This window comes from Inquilinus limosus, from assembly GCF_002195995.1.
Taxonomy (GTDB): Bacteria; Pseudomonadota; Alphaproteobacteria; order DSM-16000; family Inquilinaceae; genus Inquilinus; species Inquilinus limosus_C.
This window is the reverse complement of record NZ_NHON01000010.1, coordinates 1-12,002: the sequence shown is the minus strand read 5'-3', so window position 1 is coordinate 12,002 and position 12,002 is coordinate 1. Positions and strand designations below refer to the sequence as shown.

The following is a 12,002-nucleotide window of genomic DNA, read 5'->3' as shown; positions in this document are numbered from 1 at the left end:
AATCATCGCAGGAAGGCGCTGACCGTGCGGAACTCCTCGGTCCCCGCCTCGCCCAGCCATTCGAAGCAGGCCATCTCGGCGGTCGCGATCTCGACGCCGCCCTGCACCAGCCGCAGCTCCGCCACCGCCGTGCTGCGCGGCGCCCGCGCCGTGGTGGCGTCGATCGCCACCACCGGCCGGAAGCCGGCGTCATGCAGGTCGAAGGCGGTCTGCAGCACGCAGACATGGCTTTCCAGGCCGCACAGCACGACCGTGCGGCGGCCGATCCCCTCGAGATGGTCCAGCAGCGCCGGCTCACCGACCGCCGAGAACCGGGTCTTCGGCACCACCGGCGCATCCGGCGCCAGGGCCAGGAGATCCGGCAGGGTCGGGCCCAGCCCCTTCGGATACTGCTCGGCGAACAGCACCGGCACGCCGAGCGCCACGGCGCTGCGGATCAGCGTCTCGATGCCCTTCCGCGCCGCCGCGAAATCATGCATCGCCGGCACCAGCTTCGCCTGCACGTCGACCACCAGGAGGACGCTGTCATTCCGGTCGAGCAGCATTCGTCACCTCTTCGATCTATCGTCCCGGCAGCGCCCGAGTCGCACGCCGCTGGGGTGAGCCATGCCCGGACGTCTCGATAGTTTCAATTGACTTGACGTTGGTTTTTCCCATTTAAAGGGCCTGCGGCGGGCCGCTCGGCGCGCCCCCATTAGTAAAGATTCCTGTACGATGCTCTTTTCGGATCTTGGGCTGAAGCCCGAAATCCTGCGCGCCGTGGACGATGTCGGCTACACCACGCCGACCCCGATCCAGGCCCAGGCCATACCTTATGTGCTGATGGGGCGCGACGTCCTCGGCATTGCGCAGACCGGGACCGGCAAGACCGCCGGCTTCACCCTGCCGATGCTGGAGATCCTCGCCTCCGGCCGGGCCCGGGCGCGTATGCCGCGGTCGCTGATCCTGGAGCCGACCCGCGAGCTGGCCGCCCAGGTGGCCGAGAATTTCGAGCTGTACGGGAAATACGAGAAGCTGTCCTACGCCCTCCTGATCGGCGGCGAGAGCTTCGAGGACCAGATCAAGAAGCTGGACCGCGGCGTCGACGTGCTGATCGCCACGCCGGGCCGGATGCTCGACCTGTTCGAGCGCGGCAAGGTCCTGCTGGCCGACGTCAAGATCCTGGTGATCGACGAGGCCGACCGCATGCTCGACATGGGCTTCATCCCGGATATCGAGCGCATCGTCGGCCTGCTGCCGCCGCTGCGGCAGACCCTGTTCTTCAGCGCCACCATGCCGCCGGAGATCCGTCGCCTGTCGGACGCCTTCCTCAGCAATCCGAAGCAGATCTCGGTGGCCCCGCCCGCCACCACCGCCGACACGGTCGAGCAGAACCTCGTCATCGTCGAGGCCGAGGACAAGCGCAAGGCGCTGCGCCACCTGCTGCGGCAGGAGGACGTGAAGAGCGCCTTCGTGTTCTGCAACCGCAAGCGCGACGTCTCGGTGGTGTTCAAGTCGCTGCAGAGCCACGGCTTCAACGCCGGCCAGCTGCATGGCGACATGGTCCAGTCGATGCGCAACGAGACGCTGGACCGGTTCCGCAAGGGCGAGATCGCCACGCTGGTCTGCAGCGACGTCGCCGCCCGCGGCATCGACGTCAGCGATATCGGCCACGTCTTCAACTTCGACGTGCCGATCCATGCCGACGACTATGTCCATCGCGTCGGCCGCACCGGCCGTGCCGGCAAGACCGGCAAGGCCTATTCGATCGCCACGCCCGAGGAGGGCCGCTTCGTCAAGGCGATCGAAAGCCTGACCAAGAAGCAGATCCCGGTGTTGGTGCTGCCCGAGATCGGGCTTGAGGGCTTCCTGTCCGAGGACGAGATCAAGCAGCGCGGCAAGGCCCGCCGGCGCGGCGAGCGTGCCGAGGGCGGCAAGCGCGGCGACCGTCCGGAGTCGTCGAGCCGGCGTCGCGACCGCGACTCGGCGGCGGAGCCCCGCCGCGAGGAGCGTGCGGAGGCGGCGCCGCGTCCTGTCGAGGACCGGCCACACCGCGCCGAGGAGCGGCCGTACCACGCCGAGGACCGTCGCGGCGGCGACCGGCCGCGCCGGGACGCCCCGCGTCGCGACGAGCATGGCGAGGACCGCGGCCGCGACCGGCGGCGGCACCGCGAAGACCATGACGACGTGCCGGTCCTGGGCCTCGGCGACCATGTCCCGGCCTTCCTGCTTCGCCCCGTGCCGCAGCGCAAGCGCAGCACCGCCGAGGTCACCGAAACCGCCGCTTAGTACCCGCACTGCCGTAACCGACGTTGACTTCGCCCCATCGCTTTCGGCACAAGGGGCGACGGCCGGCGTCGGAGCTTGGAAGCGGCAGTGAAGCGAATCAATCGGTTATCGACCTTTCTCGGCGCCGTTTCCGTGATCGCGATGCTCACGGCGATCGGCGCCTCGGCCCAGGAGCCGGGCGCGCAGCAGACGCAGCCCGCCGCACCGGCCGCGCAGCAGCAGCCGTCGCAGCCCGCCGCGGCGTCGCCCGCGGCACCCGCCGGGCAGCAGCAGCCCCCGGTGATCAGCGCCGATGAGCTGATCTACGACCAGACGCTCGGCCTCGTCACCGCCCGCGGCAAGGTGGAGATCCACCAGAATCACCAGATCGTGCGGGCCGACCAGGTCACCTACAACCAGAAGACCCAGGTCGTCGCCGCCAGCGGCCACGTCACCATGGTGCAGCCGGGCGGCGAGGTGATGTTCGGCGACTATGCCGAGCTGACCGACGACCTGAAGGACGGCTTCATCCAGCAGGTGTCGCTGATCCTGTCCGACAACTCGCGCATGGTCGGCAACAGCGCGGTGCGCGAGCGCGGCGAGGTCACCACCATCGACCGCGCGGTCTATTCGCCCTGCAACGTCTGCAAGGACGACCCGTCGCAGCCGCCGCTGTGGCAGATCCGGGCGGTGCGGGTGACCAACGACGCGGTGTCGAAGGACATCATCTACCACGACGCCTTCATCGACCTGTTCGGCGTGCCGCTGTTCTACACGCCCTACTTCTCGATGCCCGACCCCTCGGTCGACCGGCGCCAGGGCTTCCTGTTCCCGACCTTCGGCGCCACCTCCGATGTCGGGCCGTTCTTCGGGCTGCAATACTATTTCGACATCTCGCCGGACCAGGACGCCACGCTCGGCGCCATGATCACGCGCGATGCCGGCGTGGTGTTCAGCGGCGAGTACCGCAAGCGCTTCGACAAGGGCCTGGTCACCCTCGACGGCAGCATCAACCAGAGCGGCTACAGCAAGATCCTGAACGACAATTCGGGACCGAACGGCACCAATCTCGACTTCCGGTCGCAACAGGTGCGCTGGCACTTCTTCGGCACCGCCGCCTATGACTTCGACCAGAACTGGCGCTTCGGGGTGAACGTCCAGCGCACCTCGGACCGCAAATATCTCGACAACTTCAACATCTCCGGCGCCGACATCCTGCAGAGCCGGGCCTTCGCCGAGGGCTTCTACGGCCTGAGCTACATCTCGGTCGAGGCGCTGGACTGGCAGGACCTGCGGCAGCCGGGCACCGGCATCGGCAGCAAGGGCTTCTCGCCCACCATCCTGCCCTGGGCGCAGGCCAACTACGTCAGCGAGCCGAACACCGTCCTGGGCGGCCAGTGGTTCGTCAATGCCAGCGCCATCAGCCTGCTGCGCGACTACGACCCGGTGACCAGCGATCCCACCCGCGGCCTGGACACGCGGCGCCTGTCGACCCAGGTCGGCTGGCAGCGCGACTTCTACACCGACAGCGGCATCGTGCTGAACGCGCGCACCTATCTGCGCGGCGACCTGTACCAGTCGAGCGACGTGCCGGACGGCATCAACGTGGTCAATGGCGGGCCGGACGAGGTGATCCTCAAGGACAGTGTCGGCGCCGCCCGGCTGTTCCCGGTGGCGACTCTGACGGCGCGCTATCCCTTCGTCGGCCAGATCGGCAGCTACCAGCAGCTGCTGGAGCCGATCGTCAGCTTCAGCGCCGCGCCGAAGATCAGCAACGGCCGCAAGATCCCGAACAACGACAGCGCCGACATCGAGTTCGACGAGATCAACCTGTTCAGCGAGAACCGCTTCCCCGGCCTCGACCGGGTCGAGGGCGGGCAGCACGTCTCCTACGGCTTCCGCTACGGCCTGTACGCGCCGGACGGCGCCTCCGCCACCTTCTTCCTGGGCCAGAGCTACCGGTTCGAGGAGGACGACGACTTCCCCGAGAGCTCCGGCCTGCGCGACAAGGTCTCGGACTATGTCGGCCGCGTCACCTTCCATCCGGGACCGTATCTGAACCTCGACTGGCGGTTCCGGCTGGACAAGGACAACTTCTACAGCCGCCGGCAGTTCGTCCAGGCCTCCGCCACCCCGCTGGACTGGCTGAACCTGAACGTCAACTACAGCCTGCTGGACGACAAGGGCCCGGACGACGACGGCAACACCTTCAACCAGCAGCAGCTCGGCGCCGGCGGCAGCGCCAAGATCTCGGACTACTGGACGCTGTCGACCGGCCTGACCTACGACATCGAGAAGATGCGGCCGTTCACCTACAGCGCCGGCGCGCAGTACCAGGACGAGTGCTTCACCTTCGGCGTCACGGTGCAGCGCCGCTTCACCACCGCCGAGGACCAGAAGGAGGGCTACTCCTTCTTCCTGACGCTGAACCTGAAGAACCTGGGCGAGGTGCCGCTTAAGCTGAGCGGCGAGCAGAGCCGCGCCGCGGGCACCTGAGCCGGCAGCCCTCTCACGGCCCCGGCGTTCCGATGCGGGACCAGGGCAGGACATAGCCGACCCCGTCACGCTCGCCGCGCTGCACCTCCACCGCATAGGCCCGGCGCAGATGGTCGTCGGTCAGCACCGCGTCCGGCGCGCCGTCGGCCAGCACCCGGCCGTCCTGCAGCAGCACCAGCCGGTCGCAGAACCGGCCGGCCAGCGCCAAATCGTGTAGCACCACCAGCACGCCGGCGCCGGCCCGGGCGCGGGCCTGCAGCAGTTCCATGATCTGCAGCTGGTGGAACGGGTCCAGCGCCGCCACCGGCTCGTCCGCGAACAGCATCGGCGCCTCGACCGCCAGCGCCCGGGCGAACAGCACCCGCATCCGCTCCCCGGCCGACAGCGTGCCGACGGTGCGCAGCCGCAGATGCGCGGCATCCGCAGCCTCCAGCGCCCGCGCCACCGAAGCCTCGTCGGCCGCCGACAGACCGCCGAGGAACCGGCGATGCGGCAGCCGCCCCAGCGCCACCAGATGGTCGGCCCGCAACGGCCATTGCACGTCGTCGCCCTGCATCAGCACCGCCAGGCCGCGCGCCAGCCGGTCGCGGCCGAGCTGCCTGGCCGTCTGCCCGTCATAGCGCACCGTGCCGGCATCCGGCGCCTGCAGCCCGGCGAGCGCGCGCAGCAGCGTGGTCTTGCCGGCGCCGTTCGGGCCGATCAGCCCGACCAGCCGGCCCGGCGCCAGCGCCAGGTCGATGCCGGCGAGGACCGGGCGGCCGCCGAGGGAGAAGTGCAGCCCTGTGGCGTCGATCCGCATCAGGCGCTCCGCCGCAGCCGCCAGATCAGGCTGAACAGGAAGGGCGCGCCGATCACCGCGGTGACCACGCCCAGCTTCAGCTCCGGCTGCACCCGGATCAGCCGAACCGCGATATCGGCCAGCAGCAGTAGCACGGCGCCGCCCAGGCCGCTGGCGAGCAGCAGCCGTCCCGGCCGGTGCCCGACCAGGGGCCGCAGCAGATGCGGCACCACCAGCCCGACGAAGCCGATCGCCCCGCTCACCGCCACGGCGCTGCCGACCGCAAGGGCGGTGCCGACGATCAGCTGCAGCCGCAGCCGGCCCAGGTCGAAGCCCAGGCTGGTCGCCGTGTCCTCGCCCAGGGTCAGCGCGTCCAGCGCCCGCGACCCGGCCAGGATCAGGGCCCAGCCGATCGCCATCGGCAGCAGCACCAGCCAGACATGGTCCAGGCTGCGGTCGGCCAGCGACCCCATCAGCCAGAACACGATCTCCAGCGCCGCATAGGGGTTCGGCGACAGGTTCAGCGCCAGGGCAGTCAGGGCGCCGGCAGCGCTGCTGATGGCGACGCCGGCCAGGATCACGGTCATGGTGCCGGCGCCGCGCCGGGCCAGCGCCAGCAGCAGCAGCGTCGCCGGCACCGCCCCGGCGATACCGCCCAGCGGCAGGGCCAGGGCGAAGCCGCCGGAGAGGCCGGTGTAGAACACCAGCACGGCGCCGAGCGCCGCCGCGGCCGAGACGCCGATCACCCCGGGCTCGGCCAGCGGGTTGCGCAGCAGCCCCTGCATCGCCGCGCCGCCGAGGCCGAGGCTGAACCCGACCAGGAGGCCCAGCAGCGCCCGCGGCAGCCGTAGCTCCAGCAGCACCAGCGCCGGCAGGCTCTGCCGCCCGGCCAGCAGGTCGCCGATCGCGGGGCCGAGGTCGAGCGGCGCGTAGCCGGTGGCGACCGACCCGGCCAGGCAGGCGAGCGCGGCCAGGGCGAGGCCGGTGAGCAGGAACGGATAGGAAGGAGCCGCGGAACGGGATGCGGTGTCGAAACCGGCCGTCATGCCGCCCCTCCGCACATGCTTTTTCCAGTCCCCCCTCCCCTTGCGGGAGGGGGATAGGGGGAGGGGGCTGCGCGCGTCCGCGCGCGAATGGGTTGGACCGCACGCGCCGTCCCGTCCGGCTGCCTCAGGCCTGAGCCGGTTCGGAATGGAGAAAACCCCCTCCCCCTAACCCCCTCCCGCAAGGGGAGGGGGGACTTGGAAATCGTCCCGATCACGCCCCCTCCCCTTCGGCCTGCCTTGCGGCGGCGGCGATCAGGGCGGCGGCGTCGGCCACCTCGGGTCCGCCGCAGGTCCACAGCCGCGGCGGCACCCGCACCAGGCGGAGGTCCGGCAGGGCGGAGAGGATCGGATGGTCCAGCATCGCCTCGCCCAGCGATGGCGCCCCGTTCTCCGGCTGGTTCAGGATCAAGAGGCGCACCCCTGCCAGGGCCACGCGCTCCAGCGGGATCTCGCCGTAATTCTCCAGCCCCTGCTCGGCGGCGAGGTTGCGCACCCCGGCGCGGCGCAGGATCTCGTCGACCAGGGAACCGCGGCCGGCGGTGAAGCCGTTCGGGCGCAGCACCACCGCCAGCGGCGGCGCAGCCGGGGGCCGGATCGCCGCCAGCCGCGCATCCATCGCCGCGATCATGGCCTCGCCACGCTCCGCCTGGCCCAGGGCCGCGGCCACCTGGCGGATCTGGGCGCGGATGCCGTCGATGTCCCGCGGCACGCCGATCTCAAGGACCGGCATCCCCAGCCGGCGCAGCAGCGCCACCGTGCTGCGGGCGGTGAAGGCGCCGACCACGACCAGGTCGGGCCGCAGCGCCGCCACCTCCTCCGCCTGCGCGTGATTGACCGGCACCGACGCCGCCTCCGCCGCCACCACCGAGTTCTCCGGGTCGCGCGCCAGCCAGGTCACCGACTGCACGTCGGCGCGGTCGGCCAGGCGCAGCACCAGCGCATCGGCGCAGAGATTGAGCGAGACGATGCGATGTGGCCCGGCCAGGGCGGGCGTGGCGGTGAAGGAAAGGAGGGCAAAGAGGAGGAGCAGAAAAACGCGCGCGTTGCCTCTCCCGCTTGCGGGAGAGGTCGGAGCCGCGTTGGCGGCTCCGGGTGAGGGGATTTTGTCGAGGCCGGTGCCAACCCTCACCCGCCAGCGCTGCGCGCTGTCGACCTCTCCCGCCACGCGGGAGAGGCAACGCAAAGCGCTCAATACTCTCCGAAAGGCGGCAGCGAAGCGCATCGCGATCAGAAGCTGACCTTCATGCCGAGAGTGCCGGCCCGCCGCAGCGAGCCGTAGGTCCAGACCTCCTCATAATCCTCGTCCAGCAGGTTGTCGATCCGGCCATAGAGCTGAATCCTGTCGTTCACCTGGTACGACGCCGCCAGGTTCACCAAAGTATAGCCGTCCAGCGTCACCGGCGACGAATTGTAGGCCTCGTCGAAGGCCAGGTCCTTCTGCCGGCCATTGTAGTCGACGCCGAGATTGACGGTCGCCGCGCCTTCCAGGAAGCGGTAGTTGACGTTGAGGCTGGCGAGGTTGCGCGGCCGGCGCACCAGCTCCGCCCCGGTCGCATCCTCCGCGTCAGTATAGGTGTAGGAGGCGCGGATGGTCAGGTCGTCGACCGGCGTCACCGACAGGCCCAGCTCCACCCCGCGCGCGGTCGCGGTGCCCGGCAGGTTGGCCGAGCCCTGGCCGCTGCCAACGATCAGGTCGCTGATCCGCTGCTCGAAATAGGTCGCGTCCAGCACCACCCGGTCGCCCCAGAGCTGCTGGTCGAAGCCGGCGTCCCAGCCCTCCGCGTGCTCAGGCTTGAGGTCCGGGTTGCCGCGATAGGTGTTGGTGAAGCCGTACAGCTCGAACAGCGTCGGGTTCTTCACGCCCGTGCCATAGGAGGCGCGCAGCTTGGTGCCCGTGCTCTCGATCTGCCAGGCCGCGGTCAGGCGCCAGGTGGTGGTGTCGCGGAACAGGTCGTTCAGGTCGTGCCGCACGCTGCCGGTCAGGAACAGGCTGTCGGCCAGGCCCAGCTGGTACTGCCCGACCAGCCCGGTGGCGCCGATCCGCCGGCTGAAGGCGGAGAAGCCGCTGTCGCTGTCGGCCTGCTGCTCCTCATGGTCGACGGCGAAGGTCAGGCGGTGCTCGGCCGGCAACACCGCCTCGCTGTCCAGCGTCAGGTTGGTCTGGTAGTCGACCCGGGTGGTCTTGCCGCGATAGCTGGCGGTGACGATGTCGTCGCCGTCGCGGTAGTCGCGGCTGTCGTCGGTATAGGACAGGCCGACGATATGCTCCCACCGGCCGTCGAGCAGCTTCAGCCTGCCCTGGATCCGGCCGAGGAAGCTCGACCCGTCGACATCGTCCTTGCTGTCGATGGCGCCGACGCCGCCCGCGAAGCCGTCGAGATCGGTGTTGAAGCGGGTGTACCGCCCGACCACGTCGATATCGACCAGCTCGCTGGGGTGCAGCCCGATCTTCGTATAGACCGTGCCGTTGCGGGTGCCGTCGGCCTCGCTGCCAGTCCGGGCGGCGGAGGCGCCGTCGGTCCGCAGCCCGGCGGCGCCGATCAGATAGTCCAGATCGTCGTTGCCGCCGCTGACCGAGGCATGGGCGCGCAGGGTGCCATAGCCGCCACCCTCGACCGAGGCGGCGCCGGCGGCCGGCCCCTCCCCCCGCCGGGTGACGATGTTGACCACGCCGCCGATCGCGTCCGAGCCGTAGAGCGCGCTCTGCGGCCCGCGCAGCACCTCGATCCGCTCGATGTCGTCGGCCATCAGATGGGCGAAGTCGAACTCGGACTCCGATGACGGGTCGTTGACCTCGATCCCGTCGATCAGCACCAGCGTCTGGTTGCTCTCGGAGCCGCGGATGCGGATCTGGGTGGTCTGGCCGGCCGGACCGGTGCGGTTGACGGCGACGCCCGGCACCTGGCGCAGCGCGTCGGAAAGCTGGCGGACCTGCCGGTCCTCCAGCTCCTGCCGGGTGATCACGGTGACGGCGCTGCCGACCTCCGCCGCCGGGGTCGGGGTGCGGTTGGCGGTGACCACGATCGGCGGCAGGGTCAGGCCGGCCTCCTGCCCCTCCGCGGGCATGGAGATGCCGGCCGCGAGCAGGGCCAGGACGCAGCGGGATGAGACGGGCATGGAGACCTCGGGGGACACGCGGTGGCACGTCACCGCGAACGCTGTCTCCCCGGCGCACCGGTTCGGCAACCGCCAGGACACCCCGCCCGGCGTGCTCGCGCGTGACCACGACTGACGGCAGGTCTCCTGGCTTGCGGGTCGTCGCCCTTACGTCGCCTTCCCAGGCCCGCGAGCCCAGTGGCGTGATGACGAAGGACTCGCCGCTCACAGTTGCGGGGGCAGCCGCGGCGTCGGGCCGAAGCCCTCACCGCGTTCCCTTTTGATCCCGAAGGAACCGTCGCGGCGAAGCTAGTGGGCGGCCGGCCGCGCCGTCAACAGCGCATCGAGGCCCAGCGCGGCGGCGTTGGCGCCGGAATCCCGGTAGGGCGGCAGCCGGTCCTCCTCGCGCCGCTCGCCGTCGCAGATCGACACCATCCGGGGCACCCAGCGCACGACATGGTCGACCAGGGCGCGCACCGCCGGCACCAGGCCGCGGCGCGAGGCGAACACCGCCTGCACCTCGCCCTCCGGCACCTGCCAGTCCAGCAGCACATGCTCCAGCAGCCCGGCCTCGATCGCCGGCCGGCAGATATAGTCGGGCAGCAGCGCGGAGCCGAGCCCGTCGATCGCGGCCTGGCGCAGGGTGAACATGTCGTCGCTGGCCAGCCGCGGCACATGCGGCAGCGACTGGGTGCCGCCGGCGGCGTCGGCCAGGGTCCAGACATGGCGGCCGTCGGCGCGGTGCAGGTCGAGCGTGCCGAGGCGGATCAGGTCGACGGGCTCGACCGGGCGGCCGATCCGGTCCAGCAGCATCGGCGCGGCCACCACCACGCCGCGGGTCTGGGCCAGCACCCGCACCACCACGTCGGAGGGCTCGGTCGGCGGCCGGCGCACGCGAAAGGCCAGGTCGACCCGCTCCTCGATCACGTCGACGCGGCGGCCGGTCAGCTCCATCGAGATCCGCACCGCCGGATGGTCGGCCAGGAAGCTGTTGATCAGCGGCGCGATCATCGTCTGCGCCAGGATGTGCGGGCAGGTGACGCGGACCAGGCCGCTCGGCTCCGACCGCGCCTGGGCCACCGCCTGCTCCGCCGCCTCGGCCTCGGCCAGCAGGGCCTCGCAATGACGCAGGAAGGTCTCGCCGACATCGGTCAGCGACAGCCGGCGGGTGGAGCGCTGCAGCAGCCGCACGCCCAGCTCCTCCTCCAGCGTGGCGATGCGGCGGCTGAGCCGCGACTTGGGCAGGCCCAGTGCCCGGCCGGCGGCGGTGAAGCCGCCCAGCTGCGCCACCTTGGCGAAGAGGCGGAGGTCGTTGAGGTCGAGCATGGCCGTCACCCGCGATGGATTGTCCCACAGATAGAACGATCCATCACGAAAATCCAGGCTACAGATGGATTATCTCCATCCGTAAATGCAATGGCACTGTCATTTGCACCCAGGAGGGGTCCATGAAGATCCTGCAGATCGATTCCAGCCCGCTCGGCGACGCCTCGGTGTCGCGCCAGCTGACCCGCGCCACCGTCGAGGCCTGGCGCGCCCGCCACCCGCAGGCCGAGATCGTGCATCGCGACCTGGTCGCCGACGCGCCGGAGCATCTGACGGCGGAGCGGCTGGCGGTGATCAAGTTCGGCAAGGATGCCGAGTTGACCCCGGCGCAGGCCGAGGAGCGCGCGCTGATCGACAGCATCGTCGAGGAGTTCCTGTCGGCCGATGTCGTGGTGATCGGCGCGCCGATGTACAACTTCACCGTGCCGACCCAGCTGAAGGCCTGGATCGACCGCCTGCTGCAGGCCGGCCGCACCTTCCGCTACACCGAGACCGGCCCGGTGGGCCTGGCCGGCGACCGCAAGGTGATCGTGGTCTCGTCGCGCGGCGGCATCTACACCGCGGGGCTGGAGGCGATGGACCACCAGGAGGCCTATCTGCGCACCGCGCTGGGCTTCATCGGCGTCACCGAGATCGAGTTCGTCCGCGCCGAGGGCCTGGGCTACGGGCCGGAGCATCGCGACCGCGCGGTGGCCGAGGCGCACCAGCAGGCCAAGGCGAGCCCGGGCCTGGCCGTCGCGGCGTGAAAAGGCACCTTCCTAGTCCCCCCTCCCCTTGCGGGAGGGGGSTAGGGGGAGGGGGTTAGTCAGCCTCGATCCGGTCCGCTCAGCCCTCGAACACCAGCTGGATACGATCGCTGGCGAAGCTGGACAGGCCGAACTCGACCACCGTGCCGTCGGCGTCGACGTTCAGCGCCTCGGTCGCCATCACCGGCCGGGTGCGGGGTGATCTCGAGCAAGCGCTGCTCCCGCGCATCCGGCAGCCGGGCCGAGACCCGGGTGCGGCGGCGGGTG

The 12,002-nt window shown here is 70.5% G+C and carries 9 protein-coding genes, 1 pseudogene and 1 riboswitch; of the genes and pseudogenes, 3 read left to right on the top strand and 7 right to left on the bottom strand.

Features of this window, described 5'->3' with window-relative positions:
- Positions 1 to 2 precede the first annotated feature (2 nt).
- Positions 3 to 545, bottom strand: a complete 543-nt coding sequence (locus tag BWR60_RS07280) for an isochorismatase family protein (RefSeq protein ID WP_088150347.1) — start codon at positions 543 to 545, stop codon at positions 3 to 5.
- Positions 546 to 714: 169 nt separating this feature from the next.
- On the opposite strand from BWR60_RS07280, the gene BWR60_RS07275 reads away from it, so the two are divergent.
- Complete coding sequence (locus tag BWR60_RS07275; RefSeq protein ID WP_088150346.1) at positions 715 to 2,268, top strand: DEAD/DEAH box helicase; 1,554 nt, start codon at positions 715 to 717, stop codon at positions 2,266 to 2,268.
- Positions 2,269 to 2,409: 141 nt separating this feature from the next.
- Positions 2,410 to 4,743: an LPS-assembly protein LptD gene (locus tag BWR60_RS07270; RefSeq protein ID WP_088150345.1), complete on the top strand. Its 2,334-nt coding sequence runs from the start codon at positions 2,410 to 2,412 to the stop codon at positions 4,741 to 4,743.
- 13 nt (positions 4,744 to 4,756) lie between these two features.
- On the opposite strand, the gene BWR60_RS07265 is transcribed toward BWR60_RS07270, so the two are convergent.
- From BWR60_RS07265 to BWR60_RS07245, 5 genes are all read right to left on the bottom strand, one after another.
- A complete protein-coding gene (locus BWR60_RS07265) occupies positions 4,757 to 5,542 on the bottom strand; it encodes an ABC transporter ATP-binding protein (protein ID WP_088150344.1) in 786 nt (261 codons plus the stop codon).
- A complete protein-coding gene (locus tag BWR60_RS07260) occupies positions 5,542 to 6,567 on the bottom strand; it encodes a FecCD family ABC transporter permease (RefSeq protein WP_088150343.1) in 1,026 nt (341 codons plus the stop codon). Before BWR60_RS07260 ends, BWR60_RS07265 begins: the two co-directional genes overlap by 1 nt.
- A 211-nt stretch (positions 6,568 to 6,778) precedes the next feature.
- A complete protein-coding gene (locus tag BWR60_RS07255) occupies positions 6,779 to 7,552 on the bottom strand; it encodes an ABC transporter substrate-binding protein (protein WP_429913016.1) in 774 nt (257 codons plus the stop codon).
- A gap of 242 nt (positions 7,553 to 7,794) precedes the next feature.
- A complete protein-coding gene (locus BWR60_RS07250; RefSeq protein WP_088150341.1) occupies positions 7,795 to 9,684 on the bottom strand; it encodes a TonB-dependent receptor plug domain-containing protein in 1,890 nt (629 codons plus the stop codon).
- Positions 9,685 to 9,783: 99 nt separating this feature from the next.
- Positions 9,784 to 9,977: riboswitch (cobalamin riboswitch) on the bottom strand.
- Positions 9,973 to 10,989: a LysR family transcriptional regulator gene (locus BWR60_RS07245; protein WP_088150340.1), complete on the bottom strand. Its 1,017-nt coding sequence runs from the start codon at positions 10,987 to 10,989 to the stop codon at positions 9,973 to 9,975. (Overlaps the previous riboswitch by 5 nt.)
- A gap of 122 nt (positions 10,990 to 11,111) precedes the next feature.
- Here BWR60_RS07245 and BWR60_RS07240 point away from each other — a divergent pair, with 122 nt between their 5' ends.
- Complete coding sequence (locus BWR60_RS07240; RefSeq protein ID WP_088150339.1) at positions 11,112 to 11,735, top strand: FMN-dependent NADH-azoreductase; 624 nt, start codon at positions 11,112 to 11,114, stop codon at positions 11,733 to 11,735.
- Between the two features lie 79 nt (positions 11,736 to 11,814).
- On the opposite strand, the pseudogene BWR60_RS37610 reads toward BWR60_RS07240, so the two are convergent.
- Positions 11,815 to 12,002: pseudogene (locus BWR60_RS37610) on the bottom strand (hypothetical protein); the annotation flags it as partial.